Raw genomic sequence first — 21,627 nt, forward strand, 5'->3', positions numbered from 1 at the left:
GATTTCTCCATGCGTTTGCCGATCCTGACCCTCACCGCAATTGTCATGCTGTTCGTGGCGGCAGATGCCAACGCCCAGACCTATGATCCGCGTTATCCGGTGTGCATGCACGTCTATACGCCCGGCGGCTTCGGCGGGGGCGGCGGCGATTATTTCGATTGCTCCTTCACCTCGCTGCCGCAGTGCCGCGCCACGGCCTCGGGCCGCTCTGCAAGCTGCGACGTCAATCCCTACTATGCGTTCGACCAACCCCCGCAGCCGCCGCGCCGGCGCCACAAGAACGTGCACTAGCGATCCGCAATGCGGCTTTCAGGGGGAATTCTTATGCGTCGCTTATTCGGCCTGATCATGACCGTCGGTGCCCTGCTCACGGCCGCGCCGTCGCATGCGCAGACCTTCGATCCGCGCTATCCCGTCTGCATGCACGTCTATTCCGGTGCGAACGGCGGTGGCGGGGAGTGGTACGATTGCTCCTTCACCTCAGTGCCGCAGTGCCAAGCTACCGCTTCAGGCCGCTCCGCCAGCTGCGATCTCAATCCGTATTATCCGTTCAATGCACCGCCGCCGCGCTTGCGACATAAGCGAGGCGGCTAGCGCTCACCGCCCGTTCGGCCATCAATCCGACGGAGCATGCAGGACTAGCTGCCGTGAGGCGCCTTGTTGGCCGCGGTGACGATCGCGTCGGTCAACTGCCAGGTCATCTTGTCCGTGGTCCAGTCGCTTACGTGCAGCCTGCTATCGTCGCCCGGGTCGACCATGCGGTCGAACGAAATTCTTGCAACATCGTGCCAGCCCTTCATCAGCGCGAAGCGACGAAAGACGTTGACCCCTTTTGCATGTGCGATCTCGCTGATCGCTGCGACCATCGCGTCCGCCTTGTCGGCCTTGGCCGGTGTCAGCAGCGCCGGCACATATTGCAGGTCCATCAGGATCACGTCGATCCGCTTAGCGCCGAGCAGCCGGTCAATGCCCTCACGGATGGCGTGCGTCGTGTCCTTGAACGAGGGCGGATCGGTGGATTGCCACACTGAATTGGTTCCGACCTGCCAGATGACGAGATCGGGGTTGAGATCGAAGACGTCATGGTCGAACCGCTTCAGCTCCAATGGGGCTCTTCGCCGCCAACGCCCCGGTTGACCACTTCGATCATGGCATTTGGAAATCGTATCCGAAGGTCGGCCAGCAGCCGCTGCGGATAGGGAGCGATGCCTCCTTCGCCCGCCGTGCTCGACGAGCCGATCGCGACCACCTTGACCTGCCTGTCCTTCAGGCGACTGGCAAAATGGGTCAGCGGCTGCTTGAACGGCGCGACCTGGACAGGAAACTCAGACGAGTCGAGAGCCACAGGTCGTCTCCCTTTCGCAATCCGGACAATGCAGGGTCAAAAAGCCTAACCCGTTTGCCCGGAGCCGCATAGCCTTCCGCGCAGCGCGCCCCGGCTCTGCTGTCGTAAGAATTGCCAGGCCGCGCGCACGTCGATCGCATCCGGTTTGGTAAAGGATGACTAGAGTTAATCGCGCACTAACCCGGTTTTACCCTGTCTCTTAACACCTGGGCAGGGCGTGCGAGCTAAGCTGCCGGGCACCAGCAGACACGTTCCGAAAGAATGAACGGCATGACAACCGGCGTCATCGAGCAACCGAAAGCCGCGCGCGCACCTTCGGCTTCGAAAATCTGGCTGAAGGCGATCGAGCTCACCGCACGGATCGAGACGTTGCCGGGCAGGCTGTTCGCCGACGTCGTCGATGATTGGGCGCAGCGCCAGCCCGATCGCATTGCGCTGGCCACCGATGACGCGAGCCTCGACTATGAGGGGCTTTCGAAACGCATCAATCGCTATGCGCGGTGGGCACGCTCGGCCGGTGTGGCCAAGGGCGACACTGTCGCGCTGATCATGCCGAACGGCATCGACTATGTCGCGGCCTGGCTCGGCATCAGCCGGGTCGGCGGCGTGGTCGCGTTGATCAATACCAAGCTCGTCGGCCGGTCGCTCGCGCATTGCATCGGTGTCGCAAGGCCCGCCCAGATCATCGTCGCGCACGAGCTCAAGGACGCGCTGGACGGCGCGTCGACGCACCTGAAGACACAAGCAAAGGTCTGGACCCATGGCGATGCCCGCAGCGAGGGTGCGATCGATGTCGCGCTTGCCGTCCTCGATGACGGGCCGCTTTCGCCGGACGAGCGAGGCGACGTCACCATCGACGACCGGGCCCTGCTGATCTACACCTCCGGCACGACCGGTCTGCCGAAAGCCGCCAGCATCAGCCACCGCCGCATCCTCAACTGGGGCTTTTGGTTCGCCGGCCTCACCGGCGCGACGCCGCAGGATCGGCTCTACGATTGCCTTCCGCTGTTCCACTCGGTCGGCGGCATCGTCGCGCCATGCAGCATGCTCGCCGCCGGCGGTTCGGTGGTGATCGCGGAAAAATTCTCAGCCTCGAATTTCTGGCCCGACATCGTGCGCCACGACTGTACGCTGTTTCAGTATATCGGCGAGCTCTGCCGCTACCTGCTCAAGGCGCCGCCGTCGGAATACGAGAACCGGCATCGCCTGCGGCTCGTCTGCGGCAACGGCCTGCGCGGTGACATCTGGGACGATTTCCAGGCGCGTTTCGCCATTCCGCGTATCCTCGAATTCTACGCGGCGACGGAAGGCAATTTCTCGCTGTTCAACGTCGAGGGCCAGCCCGGCGCGATCGGCCGCGTTCCACCGTTGCTCGCGCATCGTTTCCCTGCCGGTCTCGTCAAGCTCGACCCCGATAATAGTGCGCCGCTGCGCGATGCAGAGGGATTTTGCATCGCCTGCGCGCGCGGCGAGCCCGGCGAAGCCATAGGCCGCATCGGCACGGCGGATGAGGGCGGCGGCCGCTTCGAGGGCTACACCGAGGCGAGCGAGACCGAGAAGAAGATCCTGCGCGATGTCTTTGCCAAGGGCGATTCCTGGTTCCGCACCGGCGATCTGATGCGGCTCGACGAGAAGGGCTTCTTCCACTTCGTCGACCGCCTCGGCGACACCTTTCGCTGGAAGGGCGAGAACGTCGCGACTTCGGAGGTCAACGACGCCGTGCGCGATTTCACCGGCGTGGTCGACGCCACCACCTACGGCGTCAGCATCCTCGGCACCGACGGCCGCGCCGGCATGAGCGCGATCGTGGTAAACGAAGGCTTCGTCCTCGAGGCGCTGCCTGCCCGTCTTGCTCAGCGCTTGCCGGCCTATGCCCTCCCTGTCTTCATACGCATCTCGCGCGAGCTCGATGCGACCGAGACGTTCAAGCAGAAGAAGGGCGAGCTCGCGCGCGAGGGATTTGATCCGGGCGTGGTCTCCGATCCGCTGTTCATGCTGGACCCGAAGGCCGGAACCTATGTCGCGCTGGACGCGGAGACATATGCGCAAATCAACGAGGGCACGATCCGGCTCTAATCGCACGAAAGTTCGAAGATAGGTCCAATTTTATCCGAATTGTCCAAGAAGCCATTTACTTCTATCCGGTAAACAAGCGGCCCAGGGAGGCGGTCATCAAGAACCGCCGCAACACGAACGACAACAGAAGCGAGCCAGCCATGTCGGTACGGTCTAAGGTCATCGAAGCGATCCAGCAGATCGCCAAAGAGCAGCACGTCGCGCTTCCCGCACTCTCTGACGATCTGTCCCTGCACGAGACGGGCTTCGACTCGCTCGCCTTCGCCATCCTGGTGGCGCGCCTCGAGGACGAGACCGGCGTCGACCCCTTCACCATCTCCGAGGACGCAGCGTTCCCCGCCACCGTGGGCGATTTCGTGCGGGCCTACGAAAATGTCCCCGCGTGAGATCTTTGCGCTTCGCGACCATCTCGGCGCGGAGCTGACGGGCCGCAGGCTGTCGGATGCGCACGACGTCGTGTCGCTGACCGATATCCTGTCGCAGACGGTCCTGGGTGGCCGCCTGGGCGAACTGTCCGGGCGCGCGGTGCTGCTGAAAGTATCCGACCAGCTCCGATCGGGCCTTGCCATGATCGAGCTCGACGGTATTGCCCGCCGCATGCTGCTGTGCCCGCCCGATCTCAATCCCGCGCATCTCGATGCGCTGATGGCGGATGCCGGGATCGATGCCGTCGTCACCGACGAGCCCGATCGCTGGGCCGAGACCGGCGTGCCGCTCGTCGTCACCGCACAACTGCCGCCTCAGGCTACCACGCCGGCCAGGACCGAACGCGCCACGGAATGGCTGATGCTCACTTCGGGCACGTCGGGCGTGCCGAAAATCGTCGGCCACACGCTGGAAGCACTCACCGGCGCCATCGTCGCCGAAGGCCCGGCGCGTGGACCCGCGCCGGTATGGGCGACCTTCTACGATATCCGCCGCTATGGCGGCCTGCAGATATTCCTCCGCGCCGTCCTCTCCGGCGGTTCGATGGTGCTGTCCGATCCGCATGAGGCGCTCGGCGATCACGTCACGCGGCTGAACGCGCGCGGCGTCTCCCACATCTCCGGCACGCCCTCGCATTGGCGCAAGCTGTTGATGAGCGGCTCGGCCGCGCAGTTTGCGCCGCGCTATGTCCGCCTCTCCGGCGAGATCGCCGACCAGGCGGTGCTGGACGGCCTGAAAGCGGCGTTCCCGAATTCCTCCGTCGGCCATGCCTATGCATCGACCGAGGCGGGCGTCGGCTTTGCCGTCAATGACGGGCTGGAAGGCTTTCCGGCGGACTATCTCGGCAACCGCAACGGCGTCGAAATGAAGGTCATCGACGGCTCGCTACGCATCCGCTCGACGCGCACGGCGCACGCCTACATCGGCCGCGACGCGGCTGCGCTCACCGATGTAGACGGATTTGTCGACAGCGGCGATATCGTCGAATTGCGTGGCGACCGCTACTATTTCGTCGGCCGCCGCGGCGGCATCATCAATATCGGTGGGCTGAAGGTTCACCCCGAAGAGATCGAGGCGGTGATCAACCGTCATCCCGACGTGCGGATGTCGCGGGCGAAGTCACGCAAGAGCCCGATCACCGGCGGTATCGTCGTTGCCGATGTGATCCTCGCCGACGGCACCGATCCGGCGCGCGCGAAAGAGATCCGCGCCCAGATCCTGGATCAGTGCCGCGCGCAGCTCGCGTCCCATAAGGTGCCGGCGGTGATCCGCTTCGTCGAGGCGCTCGACGTCACCCCGGCCGGCAAACTGGCGCGCTCCGATGCATAATGTTCTCGTCACGGGTGGTAGCCGCGGTATCGGCCTTGCGATCGGCAAGCGGCTTGTCGATGCCGGCTACAACGTGATCGCGGCCGCGCGGCGCGAGAGCGACGAGCTCACGGCGGCGATCGCCGGGTCGGAAGGGCGCCTGCATTTCCGCGCCTGTGACCTCGCCGTGATCGACGTGATCCCGGCCTATGCCAAACTCGTGCGCGATGAATTCGGCCCGATCTACGGCCTCGTCAACAATGCCGGCCTTCGGTGCCGAGGCCTGCTGGCGACCATGCACAATTCCGAGATCGAGGCGCTGGTGCAGCTCAACGTGCTGTCGCCGATCATTCTCACCAAATATGTCGCGCGCCAGATGATGGCCGACGGTGCCGGCCGTATCATCAACATCTCCTCAATCATCGCGACCACCGGCTATAACGGCCTCTCGGTTTACGGTGCGACCAAGGCCGCCGCCACCGGCTTCACCCGTTCGCTCGCGCGCGAGGTCGGCAAGCTCGGCATCACCGTGAACGCGATCGCGCCCGGTTTCATCGACACCGAGCTGACGCACAATCTCTCCGACGATAGCCGCAAGCGCATCGCCGGCCGCAGCGCGCTGCGGCGCCTGCCGGAGACCGACGACGTCGCGCGCATGGTGGAATATCTGCTGGGCGAGGGCGGTCGCAATGTGACGGGTAGCGTGTTCACGGTCGACGCGGGCAACACGGCGTAGGCGGAACTCCATCGCCACAATTGCATTGATCCGGCGCAATGACATCATCCGGATTTGGTCGTAAGATGCCGCGCAATCGATTGGGTTACGTCAATCGATCTGCCCTAATCGATAGGGAGCAGTCCATGACCGCTTCGAACCCGGGCAAGGCGTCGGCAAAGCTATCTTCCGCACAGCAAAGCGACGTTCACGGCCAGCCCGTTCACTGCGAGCCGATGTCTCATCAGAATTCCGGTGATCACGGTTACGAAATGTATCCGCAGAAATTCGTGCGCCTTGTCGGCTGCCATGACGTTCCCGCCTCTGTGCTGCGCAAGCGTCAGGACGAGAAGCTGCACTAGACATTCAGGTCCGGTGCTTCGGCAGGTCAATCCGTTCGTGTGAGAACTCCGGCGGGCCATCGGTCAGACGGCGGATCCGGCGCTCGCGTTCGTCCTCAGAGAGGGCAGGATCGAGCAACCCCTCGAGTTCATGCACTGCGAGCTCTTCGATCCTGGTGGCATCCGAGGCGAGCGGGTGCCTTGGCGGGAGTGCCGGGGGCGCGACCTTCAGGCCCAGTTCGATCAGCGTGCGGATAGCATCCGAGCGCGACAGGTGATGGGCTTCGGCCCAATTATCGACGGCCGCGGTCAGGCTTTCCGGCATCTTCACCGCGCTGATGGGATCACGCCCGGTGCGCCGGCGTACCGGAGCGATGGAGTCCTTCTCGTTGAAGTCGGACACGTCGATGTTCCCGCGCAATCATGTCAGATCATCGAGACTAGACGCCATTTGCGGCCCGCTGTTTGATGCCGATCAATGACCTTCTGTGGCATTGCAGCGCGCCCTCATCTTGTTGTCCGGGTCCATTTCGGCCAATGGTTGCAAGGGCGCGCCCCCCGGCGAACCCGGATCGATCCTGCCACGTATGTCTTTTGGACGCGCGTCCCAACCATCCGGCATCATCCGATGACATCAGCCTTTTATAGCGGCATTCCGGTCTTTCGCGGCTTCACCAGCCTGATGGACCCCGCTTTGTATTCGCCGCTGCCCGACGACTGGAGCGTCGGCGTTGCCGACATCGTGGATTCGACCAAGGCCATCGCGGCGCAGCGTTACAAGGCGGTGAACATGGCCGGTGCCGCCGTGATCGCGGCGGTGACGAACGCATTGGAGGGACGCGAATTTCCCTTCGTGTTCGGCGGCGACGGCGCGAGTTTTGCGGTCGCGCCCCGCGATCTCGAGCCGGCCCGCGAGGCTTTGGCTGCGACCGCGACCTGGGTGCGGGAAGATCTCGATTTGGGGATGCGCGTCGCGCTGGTGCCGGTGAGCGCCATCCGCGCGCAGGGCCTCGACGTGCGCGTCGCGCGCTTTGGTCCCTCGGCCAATTTGTCCTATGCGATGTTCTCGGGCGGCGGGCTCGCCTGGGCCGACGCCGCGATGAAGCGCGGCGAATTTGCGATCACCGAAGCGCCCGCGGGCGCGCAGCCCGATCTCTCCGGCCTGTCCTGCCGCTTCGAGGTCATTCCGGCGGCGCGCGGCCTGATCCTGTCCGTGCTGGTGATGCCGACCCAGGGCGCCGATCCCTCGGCATTCCGCAAGGTGATCGAGGACATCATCCATCTCGTCGAGCTCAGTCCGGATGCCGGTCGGCCCGTGCCGCCGCAAGGTCCGCCGCTGACATGGCCGCCGCAGGGGCTGGACTATGAGGCGCGCACCAAGCGCGGAGGTCCGTTGCTCGCACGCCGCGCCAGCGTGCTGGCCTATACGCTTTTCGTCTATCTGATCATGCGCTTCAATCTCAAGGTCGGCGGCTTCGTGCCGAAGCTTTATAAGCGGCAGGTCGTGGAGAACTCCGACTTCCGCAAATATGACGACGGCCTGCGCATGATCCTCGACTGTACGCCGGAGCTCGAACGCGCCCTCAGCGATCGCCTCGCGACTGCCGCGCGCGACGGCATCGTGCGTTACGGCCTGCACCAGCAGGACGCAGCGATGATGACCTGCTTCACCCCGTCCGCGCTGCGCAGTGACCACGTCCATTTTATCGACGGTGCGCGGGGCGGCTACGCTTCGGCGGCGACGGCGCTGAAGGCGATGACGGCGTGAAGCGCTAGCGCCCCGCGCGCGTCCACGTTTCGCCGCCGCAGAGCGCGCCAACGCAACCCTCAACCCGCAGCGAATCCGCTGAGGTCACGGTAACGCTGCTCGCATAGGTGCTGCCGTCGTCGGCATTGTAGATCTGGCCCGACCATTTGTTCGGCCCGGAAGGCTGCATGCCGCTGAACAAGGGCAAGCCGATCATCGGGCGCCTGGCGAGGGCGGGATTGGGATTCTTGCTGTCGGTGGCGGGCTGGCCGGTCGCGGTGTCGTGGGGTTCGCGCAGCCAGACGACATTGCCGCAGATGCCGCCGCCGCATTTGCTGATCTTGACGCGGGCGTCGCCGGCCTGGGTCAGCCAGGTCCCGTCGGCGCTCTGCGCATGGGCGGCAGTCGCGCCAAGGAGCGCAGCCAGAAGGACGATGAGAGCAGCGAATCTGGAAGTCATGGAGAGCCCCAAAGTGGAGCGCCTCCATAGCAGCCTAGCAGGATAGTGCAACGCTGGATGGAATCACATTCCCGCGTTTATTTGCCTGCGTGCATTGACCTGTGCTCATTTGCCCCAGCGCACCAAGGCGACCGAGGCCGCGGTCGATAGCCCGAACACCGCCATGGCGCCGCCAACCAGCGCGAACAGGGTCCAGGCCGGAGCCTGCGCCATCATGAGGCCGCCGCCACCGATCGCAACGATCAGAAGCCGCGCGGTGGAGGCGAGCACGGGACCGCCGACGCGCGCCGCGCCTTGCGAGGAGAAATAAAGCGACACGCCCATGCCGAAGAACACGAAGGTCGGGCCGGCCCAATGGAAATAGCTGTGCGCGGCGGCGGCAACGCCGGGATCCCTGGTGAAGAGCGAAACCCACAGTGACGGATCGAGCGCGATGACGACACCGATCAGGCCGACCGTGATTCCCGAGGCCGCGGCCGCGGTCCAGGCCACGCGCCGCGCGCGCTTCACCTGTCCGGCGCCCATCGCCATGCCGACCATCGGCACCGAGGCGATGCCGAAGGCGAAGGTGATCGGGATCAGCAAGAATTCCAGTCGCGAGCCGATGCCATAACCGGCCAGCATCTCGGTGCCGAAGGTCGCCAGGATCTTGGTGAAGATCAAAATGGTGAGTACCGTCTGGAGCGGCGACAGGCAGGCCACCGCGCCGACCTTGAGGATGTCGAAGAACAACGCGCGATCGAAATGGAAGGCACGGAAATCCAGCGGCAGCCGGCTGCGGCCGGACCAGAGATACCAGAGGAGAAAGATCGCAGCACAGGTGAATGCGATCAACTGACCGGCGGCGACACCGGGCATGCCGAATTGCGGCACACCGAACAGGCCGAGCCCCAGCGTGCCGCCGAGCGCGATCTGGAGCACGCTCGTCCCGATCAGCGCCATCGAGGGCAGACGCATGTCGCCAGTGCCGCGGATCACCGATGCCAGCGTGTTGACGAGCCAGATCGCGACCGCGCCGGAGAACAGCATTTGCGAATAGCCGCTGGCTTCCTCGAGCACGCGCTCGCGCCCGCCCAGCAGCGTGAAGAACGAGCGCCCGAAGACGAGCATCGTCACCGTGAAGAAAAGTCCGCCGCAGAGGCCGATGATGGCGGCATGCAGCGCCAGTGTCGCCGCACGGGTCCGATCGCCTGCGCCGAGCGCGCGGCTGATCGCAGACGAGACGCCGCCGCCCATCGCGCCCGCGCTCATCATCTGCGTCAGCATGGCGAACGGAAACACTAGCGCGATCGCTGCGAGCGGGATGGTGCCGAGCCGGCCGATATAGGAGGTCTCGGCGATCGCAACCAGCGTGCTGCCGACCATCGCGATCATGTTGGGGATCGCAAGCCGCAGCAGCGTCGGCAGGATCGGTGCCGTCAAAAGACTGGCGATGGGGGAGGCGGCCGGGGCAGGCGGCGGCACGGCGTCCAGGGAGGCGTCGATCGTCATGTGTCACCGCGCGGAATATTAGATGATGATCGACATATTATATGGCGCGCACCCCCGGCACCAGCCGCGCCTCACGCAGGGCTCACCAGGGCAGGCCGCAGAGGTCGATAGTGCCGAGTGTCGGCGCGCTGACGATGTTGCAGACATAGGGCGCCATGTGAGTGAAGCGGATCCGCCCCTCCGGCTGCTCGCAATAGACCTCGCCCTTGAAGGGGAGCCAGCTGCGGGCCTCGTAGAAGCCGACATTGTGCGGCTCGCAGAACAGCAGCGCGAAGCGGACCGCCTCGTTGGCGCGCATGGTGTGCAGCGCGGCGTCGATCGCCATGGTCGCATAGCCGCGGCCGCGCCGGTCCTCCCGCGTGCAGACGCCGCCGATGCCGCCGATGTGAACCTTCTGCCCATTCCAGGTGACGGTGCGGAAGTAGATGCCGACGTGGCAGACGAGACCATCCTCGGGCGTCTCGATCAGCACGCGCAGGTCAGCATTGGCCCATTTGACGTGAGCCCAAGGCTGCTTCCCGACGATATCAGGCCCGAAGACCGCCCGATGCAGCGGCTCCGCCATCCGCCAGGAGGCGTCGCCGTTCAAAATGTCGATCTCGATGCTCATTGCTCTCTCTTTCGCATCTCCGCGCCGCCGGTGCGTTTCGTTCTGCCATAAGCACCTCAAAGGCAATGATATTTTACGCCTGGTTGAAACGCCGACATCCTTGCGACGATTTTATGCAATCCGGCCAAGCCGCCGCACCACGCCTTTTGGAAAAATTCGCGGTATTTAACGGCCACGGAACCTTCTATAAGGGGTGACCGTTAAGTCTCGTTCCCCCATCAGTCGCGGACAACACCCATGACCTTTACGCTGCCCCCACTCCCCTACGCCTATGACGCCCTCGGACAATTCATGTCGAAGGAAACGCTCGAATTCCACCACGACAAGCATCATCAGGCCTATGTCACCAACGGCAACAACGCGCTCAAGGGCACCGAATGGGAAGGCAAGTCCCTTGAGGAGATCGTCAAGGGCTCGTTCGGCAAGAATCCCGCGGTCTTCAACAATGCCGGCCAGCACTACAACCACATCCATTTCTGGAGCTGGATGAAGCCCAATGGCGGCGGCACCAAGCTGCCGGGCAAGATCGAGAAGAAGATCAACGAGGACCTCGGCGGCTTCGAGAAGTTCAAGACGGACTTCCAGGCGGCCGGCGTCGGCCAGTTCGGCTCCGGCTGGTGCTGGCTCCAGGTCAAGAACGGCAAGCTCGAGATTGCCAAGACCCCGAACGGCGAGAATCCGCTGGTGCACGGCGCCACCCCGATCCTCGGCTGCGACGTCTGGGAGCACTCCTACTACATCGACTATCGCAACCGCCGTCCCGATTATCTGAAGGCGTTTGTCGAGAACCTCGTGAACTGGGAATACGTCGAGTCCCTGTTCGACAAGGCCTGAGCTCGACAAGGCCTGGGCTTCACGCATTCCGGGGTCGGCTTTGCCGCTCCGGAATGACGGAATCGAAAAGGCGGTCGCAGGCGCGGCCGCCTTTTTGCTGTGCGGAATTCGCACTTCGCCTCGCATGGCTCTGCGCGAGGTGCGCATCGCTCCCGTCATCGTACTGTTTGCATCGCATCCGCGGCGCCCTTAATCAGGACGGGCATCACCCTCGAGCCGAACGCGCCCGTTGTCAGAACCCTCCCCGAAAGACCCGGCGCCCGCCGAGGACGCGGAATCCGAGCCGCGGCCGGGTCGCGTGCGCAAGCCGATCGGCTGGTCGACCATCATCATCGCAGCGCTGGTGGCGGTGAGCGCGGGTCTGGTCTGGCGGCGCGACGGCACCGACGGTGTTCTCGACATACTGATCCATGATCTCTCGCTGTTCGGCGGCATCCTGCCGCGCGTGCTCGCCGGCTGCCTGCTCGGCGCGTTCATCTCCGAGATCCTGCCGCACGAAAAAGTCTCGCGCGCGCTCGGGCCGAAATCGGGCCTGAAAGGCCTTCTGATCGGCACCGCCTTCGGCGCGATTCTGCCCGGCGGTCCCTTCACCGCCTATCCCGTGGCGAGTGCGCTGCTCGCGGTCGGCGCCGATTTCGGTGCCACCATCGCCATGGTCGTGAGCTGGACCTTGATCGGCTATGGCCGGGCGGTGGCCTGGGAAATCCCGATCATGGGCACCGACTTCACGCTGTGGCGCATTGTCATCTCGCTGCCGTTGCCGGTGCTCGCAGGCGCGCTCGGCCGCTTCGTCTATGTCCGGCTCTATCCGAAGCCGGTCCTGAAGGACGATGAGAATTGAGCGCCGCGCTCCTGATCGACATCCTGTTGTGGGGCTCGGTGTTCGGCGTTGGCCTGATCGCCTTTCGCCGCGGCCCACCGGTGTTTAAGGCCTCGCTGCGCGAAGGCTCGATGGACTTCATCAACATCGTGCCGCGGATCGCGCTGGGGGTGATCGGCTCCGGCTACATCGCCGCCATCATCCCGCAGGAAGTGATCAGCGGCTGGCTCGGCCCGGACAGCGGCTGGCTCGGGGTCGCGACTGCCGTGGTCGCCGGGGCCGCGACGCCCGGCGGCCCGGTGATCGGGTTCTCTATCGGTACGGTGGCGCTGAAATCGGGCGGTGGGGTGCCGCAGGTGGTGGCCTATGTCGTCGCCTGGGCGCTGTTTGCCTTCCAGCGGGTGATTTTGTGGGAAATTCCGTTCATGCCGGCCCGTTTCGTCTGGTTCCGCTGTGCGGTCTCGCTGCCGTTCCCGTTCGTCGCCGCCGCCATCGCCATGGTGATCGGCAAGCCCTGAGCCCGGCGTGGACAGGAGTAATGTTATAATATAACGTTTCGGCATGGTTCCCGCCGCGTCCCCAGCCCATCATCACGACCATGCTCATGGCAATTCCCATGATCACGGGCATTCGCACGGACACGATCACAGCCGCCCGCTTAACACCCACGCCCATGTCCACGATGCGGCCTCTCCGCATCCGGCTCAGGCGGCGCACTGGTCGATCCTGCGCATGACGATGGCCGCCCGCCTCGCGGCCGCGCTCGCGGTCTGCGCCGTGCTCTGGGGCGTGGTCTTCCTGGCAATGAGGTGACCATGGCGGCGCTGCATTTTCACAACGTTACGCTCGGCTATGACCGCCATCCGGCCGTGCACCATCTCAATGGTGAGGTCGCGCCGGGTGCGTTGCTGGCCGTGATCGGCCCGAACGGCGCCGGCAAGTCGACGCTGCTGCGCGGCATCGTCGGCATCCTCAGGCCGCTCGACGGCAGCATCCATCTCGGCGGGCTCGACAGCCGCGATATCGCCTATCTGCCGCAGAGCGCGGAGATCGACCGCAGCTTCCCGATCTCGGTGCTGGACTTCGTTGCCACCGGGCTGTGGCGTGGGACCGGGCTGTTCGGCGGCATCGGCAAGGCGGCGCGGGAAAAGATCCTCCGCGCCATCGCTTCCGTTGGCCTCAACGGCTTCGAAAACCGCCCGATCGGCACACTCTCGGGCGGCCAGATGCAGCGCGTGCTGTTCGCGCGCGTACTGCTCCAGGACGCGCGGCTGATCGTGCTGGACGAGCCCTTCAACGCCATCGACAGCAAGACCACGGCTGATCTGCTGACGCTGGTGAAGCACTGGCATGGCGAGGGCCGCACAGTACTCGCCGCGCTGCACGACATGGAGATGGTGCGCACCCATTTCAGCGAGACGCTGGTGCTGGCGCGCGGTCCCGTGGCGTGGGGGCCGACGGCGGAGGTGCTGACGCCGGAAAACCTGATGGTCGCGATGCGGATGTGCGAAGCCTTCGACGACAGCGCCGCCGCCTGCTCGGCCGATGATGCCCGCTCACGGGCGGCTTGATATTCGATGCTCTATGACGCGCTGATCGGCCCGTTCACCGAATTCGAGTTCATGCGACGTGCGCTTGCGGCCGTCATCGCGCTGTCGCTCGCGGGTGCGCCGATCGGCGTGTTCCTGATGTTGCGGCGGATGAGCCTGGTCGGCGACGCCATGGCACATGCAATACTTCCCGGCGCCGCTGTCGGTTTTCTGCTCTCAGGTCTCAATCTGTTCGCGATGACGGCCGGAGGCCTGATCGCAGGTTTTGCCGTCGCGATCCTCGCAGGCCTCGTCGCGCGGTCGACCGGGTTGAAGGAAGATGCCTCGCTCGCGACCTTCTATCTGGCATCGCTGGCGCTGGGCGTGACGATCGTCTCGATCAAGGGCACCAATATCGACCTGCTGCACGTGCTGTTCGGCAATATTCTCGCGATGGACGACCAGACGCTGCTGGTCGTCGCCTTCAACGCCACGGTGACGCTGCTGGTGCTCGCGGTGATCTACCGGCCGCTGGTGATCGAAAGTGTCGACCCCTTGTTCTTGCGCACAGTGAGCCGGGCTGGCGGGCCTGCGCATCTCGCTTTCCTCGCGCTGGTCGTGATCAACCTCGTCAACGGCTTTCAGGCGCTCGGCACGCTGCTCGCGGTCGGTCTGATGATCCTGCCGGCCGGCATCGCGCGGTTCTGGTCGCGCGATCTCACCGTCATGATCTGCATCGCGGTCGTCGCTGCCGCAGTCTCCGGCTATGCAGGTCTCGTGCTGTCGTTCCAGACCCGTGTGCCCTCGGGCCCTGCGATCATTCTGGTGGCGAGCGCGCTTTACACCGTCTCCGTCCTGTTCGGCCGGGTCGGCGGCGTCGTCAGGCAGCTGTTTCCCGGCCGGCATCTGGAAGCGTGATAGCGATGCGGCGCATCCTGCTTTGTGTGCTTTTGCTGATTGCCTCGCCGCTGCACGCCGCGGAGCAACTGAAGGTCGTCGCGAGCTTCTCGATCCTCGCCGATTTCGTCCGCAATGTCGGCGGCGACCGGATCAATCTGACGACGCTGGTCGGGGCCGACAGCGACGTCCACGTCTACACGCCCGCGCCAAGCGATGCGAAGCGGATCGCGGACGCAAAGCTCGTCGTCGTCAACGGGCTTGGTCTCGAGGGTTGGCTGTCGCGCCTCGTGCAGTCCTCGGGAAGCAAGGCGCAGGTGGTCACCGCGAGCGCGGGCATCGCGCCGCTCAAGCTCGGCTCTGCCGCAGACCCGCATGGCTGGCAGTCCGTCCCCAACGCCAAAATCTACGTCACCGACATCGCCGATGCGCTGGCTACGGCCGACCCAGATGATGCGGAGTTCTTCCGCGCCCAGGCCAAGGCCTATCTGGAAAAGCTCGAAACGCTCGACCGCGAGGTCCGCGAAGCCGTGGCCAAAATCCCGCAGGAGCGGCGCAAGGTGATCTCGACCCATGACGCCTTCGGGTATTTCGCCGCCGAATACGGCGTCAGGTTCATCGCGCCCTTGGGCGTCTCGACGGAAACCGAGCCCAGCGCGCGGGACATCGCCACCATCATCGGCCAGATCAAGGCCCAAAAAATCCCGGCCGTGTTCCTGGAAAATATCAGCGACGACCGGCTGATCCGGCGGATCGCGGCGGAGACCGGCTCAAAAGTCGGTGGGACCCTGATTTCGGACGGTTTGACCGGCGAAAAGGGGCCTGCACCCACTTACATTGATATGGTCAGGCACAATATAAAGGCCCTGACCAGCGCGCTTGACCACTAGGGCAGGGGCCACCCCGCCTCGCGTCGCGCGAAAAGCCCGAAGTCCGGAGTTGTTATGTCTGAAGCGACCGCCCCAAAAATTCCCGTGACCGTCCTGACCGGCTATCTCGGTGCCGGCAAGACCACGCTGTTGAACCGCATCCTGTCGGAAAACCACGGCAAGAAGTACGCCGTCATCGTCAACGAGTTCGGCGAGATCGGCATCGACAACGACCTCATCATCGGCGCCGATGAGGAAGTGTTCGAGATGAACAACGGCTGCATCTGCTGCACCGTGCGCGGCGATCTCGTGCGCATCATGGAAGGCCTGATGAAGCGCAAGGGCAAGTTCGACGCCATCATCGTCGAGACCACCGGTCTTGCCGATCCGGCACCGGTGGCCCAGACCTTCTTCGTCGACGAGGACGTGCAGAAGAACGCGCGCCTTGACGCGGTCGTCACGGTCGCGGATGCCAAGTGGCTGTCCGACCGTCTCAAGGACGCGCCCGAGGCCAAGAACCAGATCGCCTTTGCCGACGTCATCGTGCTGAACAAGACCGATCTCGTCACCAAGGGCGAGCTTGCCGAGGTCGAGGCCCGCATCCGCGCCATCAACCCCTATGCGAAGCTGCACCGCACCGAGCGCTGCTCGGTGGCTTTGGCGGACGTGCTCGACCGCGGCGCCTTCGATCTCGACCGCATCCTCGACATCGAGCCGGACTTCCTGAATGCCGAGGATCACGACCACGACCATGATCATCATCACCACGGTCACGACCATCATCACGATCATGATCACGGCCACGGCCTGAAGCACTATCACGACGAGGACATGCAATCGCTGTCGCTCAAGACCGACAAGCCGCTTGATCCGAACGTGTTCATGCCCTGGCTCCAGAACCTGGTGCAGGTCGAGGGCGGCAAGATCCTGCGCTCCAAGGGCATCCTCGCTTTCCACGACGACGACGACCGCTACGTCTTCCAGGGCGTCCACATGATGCTGGAGGGCAACCACCAGCGGAAGTGGAAGGACGGCGAACCGCGCGAGAGCCGCCTCGTCTTCATCGGCCGCGAATTGCCGCAAGATCTCATTCGCCAGGGTTTTGAGAGCTGCATCGTCTCGTGATGAAAGAGTTTACGCCGCCCGCCGATTCCGCCTCGATCGTCTCCGTCACCGAGCGCGTCAAACCGCTCGCGCTCGGGATGGTCGTGACCTCCGTGCATTTCCTTGGGCCCCGCGCTGCCTTCGTCGGCGGCGAGGAGAACGTCGCGTTCGTGGATGGCCAGGGCGAGATCAGCAAGGTCGCCGTGCACAGCGGCGGCATTCTCTCGGCCGCCTCCGACGGCAAGCGCCTCATGATGGGCGGCGACGTTGGAAAAGTCGTATCGCTCGACGCCAAGGGCGAAGTGACGCTGCTTGCCACCGACCCGAAGCGGCGCTGGATCGATGCGGTAGCGCTGCATCCGGACGGTGCCTACGCCTGGTCGGCCGGCAAGACTGCTTTCTTCAAGAGCGGCAAGAGCGAGGAGAAGTCGCTCGAGGTGCCCTCGACCGTCGGCGGCCTCGCGTTTGCGCCGAAGGGCCAGCGTCTCGCGATTGCTCATTACAACGGCGCGACGCTGTGGTTTCCCAACATGGCGGGATCGGCGGAATTCCTGCCCTGGGCCGGCTCGCATCTCGGCGTCACCTTCAGCCCGGACAACAAATTTCTGGTCACCACGATGCACGAATCGGCGCTGCACGGCTGGCGGCTTGCCGACAACAGGCACATGCGCATGACCGGCTATCCCGGCCGCGTCCGCTCGATGTCGTGGAGCGCGGGCGGCAAGGGGCTCGCGACTTCGGGCGCCGACACCGTCATCATATGGCCGTTCGCCAGCAAGGACGGCCCGATGGGCAAGGAGCCTGCGATGCTCGCGCCGCTCCAGGCGCGCGTGTCGGTCGTTGCCTGCCATCCCAGGAACGATATCTTCGCCGCCGGCTACAGCGACGGCACCGTGCTCATGGTGCGTCTGGAGGACGGCGCCGAGATCCTCGTCCGCCGCAATGGCACCCCGTCGGTGGCCGCGCTCGCCTGGAATGCCAAGGGGACGCTGCTGGCGTTTGCCGACGAAAATGGCGACGGCGGCCTGCTCGAGCTTTAATCTGTCATCGTTCCGACCGTAGATGGGGCCATGCGGTTTCTGACGACCTTCCAGCTCGCTGACTTCGCGGACACGCTGGTCAGCCTGTTCACGGCCTTCGTGCTGGGCACGCTGATCGGTGCCGAGCGGCAATACCGGCAGCGCACCGCGGGCCTGCGTACCAACGTGCTGGTCGCGGTCGGCGCCGCCGCCTTCGTCGATCTCGCCATGCACCTGACCGGCGCCGACGGCGCGGTGCGGGTGATCTCCTACGTTGTCTCGGGCATCGGCTTCCTCGGCGCCGGCGTCATCATGAAGCAGGGCATGGACGTGCGCGGGCTCAATACCGCGGCGACGCTGTGGGCTTCGGCCGCGGTCGGCTCCTGCGCCGGCGCCGACATGGTCGCGCAGGCCGCGGCGCTCACCGTCTTCGTCATTGCCGGCAACACCATGCTGCGGCCGCTGGTCAACGCCATCAACCGCATCCCTCTCAACGAGAAGACCTCCGAGGCGACCTATTACTTCAAACTCGCGGTCGCACCGGACGCCTTGCCCGACATGCGCGACCGGCTCGTCGAGAAGCTCGAGGGCGCAAAATATCTGGTGGCCGATATCGAAATGGTCGAAACCGGGGATGATCTGATCGAGATCGTGGCAAAGCTGGTCGCGAGCGCCGTCGATCCAAACGAGCTGAATGCAGTGGCGACCGATCTCCAGCACCTGCCCGGCGTCCGCCACGCCACCTGGGAAGTCAGCACCACGGACTGAGCGCGGCAATTGGGCGCGCAGCCGCCGAGTTCCCGCCACCGCGGGCAGGGAACCGCGGACCGGCGATTTCGTTGATCCCACGGACAAAGGCGGTGATCGACATGCCCGGCCAATATGACAAGCGCAGACTGAAGCTCGACCTGATGGTTGCCTGCTCGCTGTTCGCAGCAGGAGTTGTGGTCTCAGGCATGTCGCTGGCGCAAATCCGCGCTGAGACCCGGATGCAGACGGCCCAGGCGACGCAACCCCTTCAGGGCACGCCGTCCGACGATCAGAACAAGCCTGCGGAGGCCAAGCCCGGCGGCGACCGGCCGACCACGCCCGCCCCAGAGCCCGCGCGGCCCGACCCGCAGACGCAGGGCGCTGCGGGCGCGGCTAAACCAGCATTGCCGCCGGCGCCAGCCGAGAAGATCGCGCCTCCGATCGAGAGGAAGTAGCTCACTGCAGTTGTGGCGTCATGGCCGGGCTTGTCCCGGCCATCCACGTTCTTGGAGTCGCGAGAAAGAAAGTGCGTGGATGCCCGGGACAAGTCCTGGCATGACGACATAATCACCGCACCAGAACGTTCCGGAACTGCCAGGGATCGCTGGTGTCGATGTCTTCCGGAAACAGTCCCGGACGATCCGTCAGCGGCGTCCAGTCGGTATAAAAACCCTTCACCGGGCCGAGATAGGGCAGCTGGATTTCCAGCAGACGGTCGAAATCCATCTCGTCGGCTTCGACGATGCCCTCGTTCGGGTTTTCCAGCGCCCACACCATGCCGCCGAGCACGGCGGAGGTCACCTGCAGGCCGGTGGCGTTCTGATAGGGCGCGAGCTTGCGGGTCTCCTCGATGGAGAGCTGCGAGCCGAACCAATAGGCATTGTTGTCATGGCCGAACAGCAGCACGCCGAGTTCGTCGATGCCGTCGACGATTTCGTTCTCGTCGAGGATGTGGTGCTTTTCCTGCATCTTCGCGGCGCGGCCGAACATTTCATGCAGCGACAGCACGGCATCGTCAGCCGGATGATAGGCATAGTGGCAGGTCGGCCGGTAGACCGCCGTGCCCGATGCGTCGCGCACGGTGAAATAGTCCGCGATCGAGATCGACTCGTTGTGGGTGACAAGGAAGCCATACTGCGCGCCGCGGGTCGGGCACCAGGTGCGCACGCGGGTATTGGCGCCGGGCTGCATCAGATAGATGGCGGCGCCGCAGCCGGATTCGTGGGTGCGCGCATTCTCGGGCATCCATTTTTCGTGGGTGCCCCAGCCGAGTTCTGATGGCTGCACGCCTTCCGACAGGAAACCTTCCACCGACCAGGTGTTGACGAAGACATCGGGCTCTTTCGGCTTCTTGGAGCGCTGGGTGTCGCGTTCGGCGATGTGGATGCCCTTGATGCCGGCCTGTCGCATCAAGTCCGCCCATTCGGCTTTGGTCTTCGGCTTGGGCGCATTGAGCTTCAGGTCAGCGGCGACGTTGAGCAGCGCCTGCTTGACGAAAAACGAGACCATGCCGGGATTGGCGCCACAGCAGGAGACGGCCGTGGTCGAGCCCGCGGGGCGCGCCTTCTTGGCAGCCAGCGTCGCTTCGCGAAGGGCGTAGTTGGAGCGCGCCTCCGGGCCCTTCGACGAATCGAAATAGAAGCCGAGCCAGGGCTCGTTGACGGTGTCGATGTAGAGCGCGCCGAGCTCGTTGCAGAGCTCCATGATGTCGGTGGAGCCGGTGTCGACCGAGAGATTGACGCAAAAGCCCTGGCCGCCGCCCTCAGTGAGCAGCGGGGTCAGCAACTCCCGATAATTGTCCTTGGTCACGCCCTTCTGGATGAAGCGCACATTGTGCTTCTCGCAATGAGCCTTGCGACCCTCGTCCTTCGGATCGATCACTGTAACGCGCGACTTGTCGTAATCGAGATGCCGCTCGATCAGCGGCAACGTGCCTTTGCCGATGGAGCCGAAGCCGACCATGACGATGGGACCAGTGATCTTCGCGTAGATCTGCGAGGCGGGGCTCATGGGATGGTTTCTCCGGAACGTGCTGGCGAACAAATGGTGAGGGATGGCTCAGGCGCTGCGGCGCTTGGCAGTGGCTTCGATTTCGACCTTCATCTCGGGCTTGTAGAGCGCCGAGACGACGAGAAGCGTGGCGGCCGGGCGGATCTCGCCGAGGACTTCGCCGCAGACCGCGAAATGCGCGTCCGCATCCTTGATGTCGGTGAGGTAGTAGGTCACGCGGACGATGTCGGCCATCTCGAAGCCACCCTCCTTCAGGGCAGCTTCGATGGTCTTGAAGCAGTTGCGTGACTGGTTCGTGACATCGGCCGGCATTGTCATCGTGGTGTAGTCGTAACCGGTGGTCCCCGCGACGAAGGCGAACTCGCCGTCGATCACGGCGCGGCTGTAGCCGGCGGTCTTCTCGAACGGGGAGCCGGTGGAAATCAGGCGGCGGGACATTGGTCGTGGGCCTCGACTGAAGAGGAGGAATTTCGTGGGGTTTACGGGCAATTTGCCGGCCTGCGCAACCCCAAAGGAACGGAGCCTAACGCAGGCACAGCCGGTCGTTGCCGCTTAACGCGGCGGGGTCGTCGCCATCATGGCGATCCTTAGGCCGCGCGCGCCTGGAGGGCGCGAACCACCCTCCGTTTGGGCAAGGCCGTCCCAGTCGGGACGATCATCCCGGCGGCGCCCTCCAGCGCGCCTGTCGTGAATTCGATCGCCAGCAGGCGGTCGCGTTCGAACGGACCGGGCAGCGACAGCTCGCCGGTGTTGGCCGCGGAGAAGCCGAAGCGGGCGTAATAAGGGGCATCGCCGAGCAGGATCACGGCGGCATGCCCGCGCGCCCGGGCGGCAGCCAGCGCTTGTTGCATCAGCGCGGCGCCGATCCCGAGCTCGCGGCAGGCAGGGTCCACCGCCAGCGGTCCGAGGACCAGAGCGGGCCTGCCTCCGGCGCTGACGTGCCACAGCCGCACGGTTCCCACGAGCTTCCCCTCGCGCATCGCGGTCAGCGCGAGGCCGGCTGCGGGTGCGCGTCCGTCACGCAGGCGCTGGCAGGTGCGGCCATGGCGGTTCTCGCCAAAGGACGCATCGAGCAGCGCTTCACGCATCGCAACGTCGGCCGCACGCTCCGCACGGATCGCGAACGGAGCGGCTTTCGAGGTGGGATCAACCTGTGTCTTCCGAAGAGCAGTCATGGCGCGTCAGTCCCCGCTTGAAACGGACGTGCCCAAAGCACGCCGGTCCAAGGCGTCGTCAGAAATCGAAATGTCAGGGAGGGAGCCGGCAAGCCGGCTCC

Annotated in this window: 28 protein-coding genes; 19 read left to right on the forward strand and 9 right to left on the reverse strand. The window is 64.7% G+C overall.

The features are described 5' to 3' along the window. Positions 1 to 9 precede the first annotated feature (9 nt). Together IVB47_RS17945 and IVB47_RS17950 are read left to right on the forward strand one after the other, a co-directional pair. Entirely contained in the window at positions 10 to 291 is a 282-nt protein-coding gene (locus tag IVB47_RS17945) for a DUF3551 domain-containing protein (protein ID WP_247462919.1), read from the forward strand. 33 nt (positions 292 to 324) lie between these two features. After that, a complete protein-coding gene (locus tag IVB47_RS17950) occupies positions 325 to 594 on the forward strand; it encodes a DUF3551 domain-containing protein (protein WP_247404245.1) in 270 nt (89 codons plus the stop codon). A gap of 44 nt (positions 595 to 638) precedes the next feature. On the opposite strand, the gene IVB47_RS17955 is transcribed toward IVB47_RS17950, so the two are convergent. Together IVB47_RS17955 and IVB47_RS17960 are read right to left on the reverse strand one after the other, a co-directional pair. Then, entirely contained in the window at positions 639 to 1,163 is a 525-nt protein-coding gene (locus tag IVB47_RS17955) for an SGNH/GDSL hydrolase family protein (RefSeq protein WP_247463209.1), read from the reverse strand. Next, positions 1,097 to 1,345, reverse strand: coding sequence for a hypothetical protein (locus tag IVB47_RS17960; RefSeq protein ID WP_247462921.1), 249 nt, complete (start codon positions 1,343 to 1,345; stop codon positions 1,097 to 1,099). Before IVB47_RS17960 ends, IVB47_RS17955 begins: the two co-directional genes overlap by 67 nt. A 261-nt stretch (positions 1,346 to 1,606) precedes the next feature. On the opposite strand from IVB47_RS17960, the gene IVB47_RS17965 reads away from it, so the two are divergent. The 5 genes from IVB47_RS17965 to IVB47_RS17985 all read left to right on the forward strand — a co-directional run bounded on the left by IVB47_RS17965 (position 1,607) and on the right by IVB47_RS17985 (position 6,232). After that, positions 1,607 to 3,421 carry a long-chain-acyl-CoA synthetase gene (locus IVB47_RS17965; RefSeq protein ID WP_247462923.1) on the forward strand — a complete coding sequence of 605 codons (1,815 nt, stop codon included), beginning with the start codon at positions 1,607 to 1,609 and terminating at the stop codon, positions 3,419 to 3,421. Between the two features lie 140 nt (positions 3,422 to 3,561). Then, positions 3,562 to 3,807: an acyl carrier protein gene (locus IVB47_RS17970; protein ID WP_007597226.1), complete on the forward strand. Its 246-nt coding sequence runs from the start codon at positions 3,562 to 3,564 to the stop codon at positions 3,805 to 3,807. Then, positions 3,794 to 5,176 (forward strand): fatty acid--CoA ligase family protein, encoded by a 1,383-nt coding sequence (locus IVB47_RS17975; RefSeq protein WP_247462925.1) that lies wholly within the window; start codon positions 3,794 to 3,796, stop codon positions 5,174 to 5,176. The genes IVB47_RS17970 and IVB47_RS17975 overlap by 14 nt, the downstream gene beginning before the upstream one ends. Then, positions 5,169 to 5,891, forward strand: coding sequence for an SDR family NAD(P)-dependent oxidoreductase (locus IVB47_RS17980; protein ID WP_247462927.1), 723 nt, complete (start codon positions 5,169 to 5,171; stop codon positions 5,889 to 5,891). The genes IVB47_RS17975 and IVB47_RS17980 overlap by 8 nt, the downstream gene beginning before the upstream one ends. A 125-nt stretch (positions 5,892 to 6,016) precedes the next feature. Beyond that, entirely contained in the window at positions 6,017 to 6,232 is a 216-nt protein-coding gene (locus IVB47_RS17985; protein WP_247290104.1) for a hypothetical protein, read from the forward strand. Between the two features lie 4 nt (positions 6,233 to 6,236). Here IVB47_RS17985 and IVB47_RS17990 read toward each other — a convergent pair whose 3' ends face one another. Then, positions 6,237 to 6,614 (reverse strand): ribbon-helix-helix domain-containing protein, encoded by a 378-nt coding sequence (locus tag IVB47_RS17990; protein WP_247462929.1) that lies wholly within the window; start codon positions 6,612 to 6,614, stop codon positions 6,237 to 6,239. Positions 6,615 to 6,839: 225 nt separating this feature from the next. Between IVB47_RS17990 and IVB47_RS17995 the strand changes: the two genes are divergently transcribed. Beyond that, entirely contained in the window at positions 6,840 to 7,979 is a 1,140-nt protein-coding gene (locus IVB47_RS17995; protein WP_247462931.1) for a DUF3095 domain-containing protein, read from the forward strand. Between the two features lie 4 nt (positions 7,980 to 7,983). Here IVB47_RS17995 and IVB47_RS18000 read toward each other — a convergent pair whose 3' ends face one another. The 3 genes from IVB47_RS18000 to IVB47_RS18010 all read right to left on the reverse strand — a co-directional run bounded on the left by IVB47_RS18000 (position 7,984) and on the right by IVB47_RS18010 (position 10,519). Next, the gene (locus IVB47_RS18000) at positions 7,984 to 8,418 is read right to left on the reverse strand and encodes a DUF2147 domain-containing protein (RefSeq protein ID WP_247462933.1); all 435 of its coding nucleotides are present in this window, start codon (positions 8,416 to 8,418) and stop codon (positions 7,984 to 7,986) included. A 105-nt stretch (positions 8,419 to 8,523) separates the two neighbouring features. Beyond that, positions 8,524 to 9,909 carry an MATE family efflux transporter gene (locus IVB47_RS18005; protein WP_247462935.1) on the reverse strand — a complete coding sequence of 462 codons (1,386 nt, stop codon included), beginning with the start codon at positions 9,907 to 9,909 and terminating at the stop codon, positions 8,524 to 8,526. Between the two features lie 82 nt (positions 9,910 to 9,991). After that, on the reverse strand, positions 9,992 to 10,519 hold the full coding sequence (locus IVB47_RS18010) for a GNAT family N-acetyltransferase (protein ID WP_247284736.1): 528 nt from the start codon (positions 10,517 to 10,519) through the stop codon (positions 9,992 to 9,994). A 237-nt stretch (positions 10,520 to 10,756) separates the two neighbouring features. On the opposite strand from IVB47_RS18010, the gene IVB47_RS18015 reads away from it, so the two are divergent. From IVB47_RS18015 to IVB47_RS18065, 11 genes are all read left to right on the forward strand, one after another. Then, the gene (locus IVB47_RS18015) at positions 10,757 to 11,353 is read left to right on the forward strand and encodes a superoxide dismutase (RefSeq protein WP_007615200.1); all 597 of its coding nucleotides are present in this window, start codon (positions 10,757 to 10,759) and stop codon (positions 11,351 to 11,353) included. A 229-nt stretch (positions 11,354 to 11,582) separates the two neighbouring features. Next, positions 11,583 to 12,194 carry a permease gene (locus IVB47_RS18020; RefSeq protein ID WP_247462937.1) on the forward strand — a complete coding sequence of 204 codons (612 nt, stop codon included), beginning with the start codon at positions 11,583 to 11,585 and terminating at the stop codon, positions 12,192 to 12,194. Further along, on the forward strand, positions 12,191 to 12,691 hold the full coding sequence (locus tag IVB47_RS18025; RefSeq protein ID WP_027514082.1) for a hypothetical protein: 501 nt from the start codon (positions 12,191 to 12,193) through the stop codon (positions 12,689 to 12,691). The genes IVB47_RS18020 and IVB47_RS18025 overlap by 4 nt, the downstream gene beginning before the upstream one ends. 43 nt (positions 12,692 to 12,734) lie before the next feature. Continuing rightward, positions 12,735 to 12,986 (forward strand): hypothetical protein, encoded by a 252-nt coding sequence (locus IVB47_RS18030; RefSeq protein ID WP_247462939.1) that lies wholly within the window; start codon positions 12,735 to 12,737, stop codon positions 12,984 to 12,986. A 2-nt stretch (positions 12,987 to 12,988) separates the two neighbouring features. Then, entirely contained in the window at positions 12,989 to 13,744 is a 756-nt protein-coding gene (locus tag IVB47_RS18035; protein ID WP_247284733.1) for an ABC transporter ATP-binding protein, read from the forward strand. 6 nt (positions 13,745 to 13,750) lie between these two features. Next, positions 13,751 to 14,620 carry a metal ABC transporter permease gene (locus tag IVB47_RS18040; protein WP_007597190.1) on the forward strand — a complete coding sequence of 290 codons (870 nt, stop codon included), beginning with the start codon at positions 13,751 to 13,753 and terminating at the stop codon, positions 14,618 to 14,620. A gap of 5 nt (positions 14,621 to 14,625) precedes the next feature. Further along, the gene (locus IVB47_RS18045; RefSeq protein ID WP_247462941.1) at positions 14,626 to 15,489 is read left to right on the forward strand and encodes a metal ABC transporter substrate-binding protein; all 864 of its coding nucleotides are present in this window, start codon (positions 14,626 to 14,628) and stop codon (positions 15,487 to 15,489) included. A 54-nt stretch (positions 15,490 to 15,543) separates the two neighbouring features. Beyond that, positions 15,544 to 16,593 (forward strand): GTP-binding protein, encoded by a 1,050-nt coding sequence (locus IVB47_RS18050; protein WP_007615189.1) that lies wholly within the window; start codon positions 15,544 to 15,546, stop codon positions 16,591 to 16,593. Then, a complete protein-coding gene (locus tag IVB47_RS18055) occupies positions 16,593 to 17,612 on the forward strand; it encodes a WD40 repeat domain-containing protein (RefSeq protein WP_247463211.1) in 1,020 nt (339 codons plus the stop codon). The genes IVB47_RS18050 and IVB47_RS18055 overlap by 1 nt, the downstream gene beginning before the upstream one ends. 30 nt (positions 17,613 to 17,642) lie before the next feature. Then, positions 17,643 to 18,359, forward strand: a complete 717-nt coding sequence (locus tag IVB47_RS18060; RefSeq protein ID WP_247462942.1) for an MgtC/SapB family protein — start codon at positions 17,643 to 17,645, stop codon at positions 18,357 to 18,359. Between the two features lie 101 nt (positions 18,360 to 18,460). Continuing rightward, positions 18,461 to 18,796, forward strand: coding sequence for a hypothetical protein (locus IVB47_RS18065; RefSeq protein ID WP_007597175.1), 336 nt, complete (start codon positions 18,461 to 18,463; stop codon positions 18,794 to 18,796). Positions 18,797 to 18,908: 112 nt separating this feature from the next. Here the strand turns inward: IVB47_RS18065 and IVB47_RS18070 are convergent, their stop codons facing one another. The 3 genes from IVB47_RS18070 to IVB47_RS18080 form a co-directional block, all read right to left on the reverse strand. Beyond that, positions 18,909 to 20,351, reverse strand: a complete 1,443-nt coding sequence (locus tag IVB47_RS18070; protein ID WP_247404200.1) for a homospermidine synthase — start codon at positions 20,349 to 20,351, stop codon at positions 18,909 to 18,911. Positions 20,352 to 20,399: 48 nt separating this feature from the next. Beyond that, complete coding sequence (locus IVB47_RS18075) at positions 20,400 to 20,789, reverse strand: RidA family protein (protein ID WP_027565547.1); 390 nt, start codon at positions 20,787 to 20,789, stop codon at positions 20,400 to 20,402. A gap of 149 nt (positions 20,790 to 20,938) precedes the next feature. After that, positions 20,939 to 21,526, reverse strand: a complete 588-nt coding sequence (locus IVB47_RS18080; RefSeq protein ID WP_247462944.1) for an N-acetyltransferase — start codon at positions 21,524 to 21,526, stop codon at positions 20,939 to 20,941. Between the last annotated feature and the right edge of the window lie 101 nt (positions 21,527 to 21,627).

It is taken from the genome of Bradyrhizobium sp. 62 (assembly GCF_023073035.1).
GTDB lineage: Bacteria > Pseudomonadota > Alphaproteobacteria > Rhizobiales > Xanthobacteraceae > Bradyrhizobium.

Coding starts and splice junctions, on each gene's coding strand:
- IVB47_RS18010 (WP_247284736.1), bottom strand. CDS start 10,519: ATGAGCATCGAGATCGACATTTTGAACGGCGACGCCTCCTGGCGGATG.
- IVB47_RS17965 (WP_247462923.1), top strand. CDS start 1,607: ATGAACGGCATGACAACCGGCGTCATCGAGCAACCGAAAGCCGCGCGC.
- IVB47_RS17985 (WP_247290104.1), top strand. CDS start 6,017: ATGACCGCTTCGAACCCGGGCAAGGCGTCGGCAAAGCTATCTTCCGCA.
- IVB47_RS18065 (WP_007597175.1), top strand. CDS start 18,461: ATGCCCGGCCAATATGACAAGCGCAGACTGAAGCTCGACCTGATGGTT.
- IVB47_RS17980 (WP_247462927.1), top strand. CDS start 5,169: ATGCATAATGTTCTCGTCACGGGTGGTAGCCGCGGTATCGGCCTTGCG.
- IVB47_RS18050 (WP_007615189.1), top strand. CDS start 15,544: ATGTCTGAAGCGACCGCCCCAAAAATTCCCGTGACCGTCCTGACCGGC.
- IVB47_RS17950 (WP_247404245.1), top strand. CDS start 325: ATGCGTCGCTTATTCGGCCTGATCATGACCGTCGGTGCCCTGCTCACG.
- IVB47_RS17975 (WP_247462925.1), top strand. CDS start 3,794: ATGTCCCCGCGTGAGATCTTTGCGCTTCGCGACCATCTCGGCGCGGAG.
- IVB47_RS18060 (WP_247462942.1), top strand. CDS start 17,643: ATGCGGTTTCTGACGACCTTCCAGCTCGCTGACTTCGCGGACACGCTG.
- IVB47_RS18055 (WP_247463211.1), top strand. CDS start 16,593: ATGAAAGAGTTTACGCCGCCCGCCGATTCCGCCTCGATCGTCTCCGTC.
- IVB47_RS18075 (WP_027565547.1), bottom strand. CDS start 20,789: ATGTCCCGCCGCCTGATTTCCACCGGCTCCCCGTTCGAGAAGACCGCC.
- IVB47_RS18000 (WP_247462933.1), bottom strand. CDS start 8,418: ATGACTTCCAGATTCGCTGCTCTCATCGTCCTTCTGGCTGCGCTCCTT.
- IVB47_RS18005 (WP_247462935.1), bottom strand. CDS start 9,909: ATGACGATCGACGCCTCCCTGGACGCCGTGCCGCCGCCTGCCCCGGCC.
- IVB47_RS17995 (WP_247462931.1), top strand. CDS start 6,840: ATGACATCAGCCTTTTATAGCGGCATTCCGGTCTTTCGCGGCTTCACC.
- IVB47_RS17970 (WP_007597226.1), top strand. CDS start 3,562: ATGTCGGTACGGTCTAAGGTCATCGAAGCGATCCAGCAGATCGCCAAA.
- IVB47_RS17945 (WP_247462919.1), top strand. CDS start 10: ATGCGTTTGCCGATCCTGACCCTCACCGCAATTGTCATGCTGTTCGTG.
- IVB47_RS18015 (WP_007615200.1), top strand. CDS start 10,757: ATGACCTTTACGCTGCCCCCACTCCCCTACGCCTATGACGCCCTCGGA.
- IVB47_RS18070 (WP_247404200.1), bottom strand. CDS start 20,351: ATGAGCCCCGCCTCGCAGATCTACGCGAAGATCACTGGTCCCATCGTC.
- IVB47_RS18080 (WP_247462944.1), bottom strand. CDS start 21,526: ATGACTGCTCTTCGGAAGACACAGGTTGATCCCACCTCGAAAGCCGCT.
- IVB47_RS18040 (WP_007597190.1), top strand. CDS start 13,751: ATGCTCTATGACGCGCTGATCGGCCCGTTCACCGAATTCGAGTTCATG.
- IVB47_RS18045 (WP_247462941.1), top strand. CDS start 14,626: ATGCGGCGCATCCTGCTTTGTGTGCTTTTGCTGATTGCCTCGCCGCTG.
- IVB47_RS18030 (WP_247462939.1), top strand. CDS start 12,735: ATGGTTCCCGCCGCGTCCCCAGCCCATCATCACGACCATGCTCATGGC.
- IVB47_RS18035 (WP_247284733.1), top strand. CDS start 12,989: ATGGCGGCGCTGCATTTTCACAACGTTACGCTCGGCTATGACCGCCAT.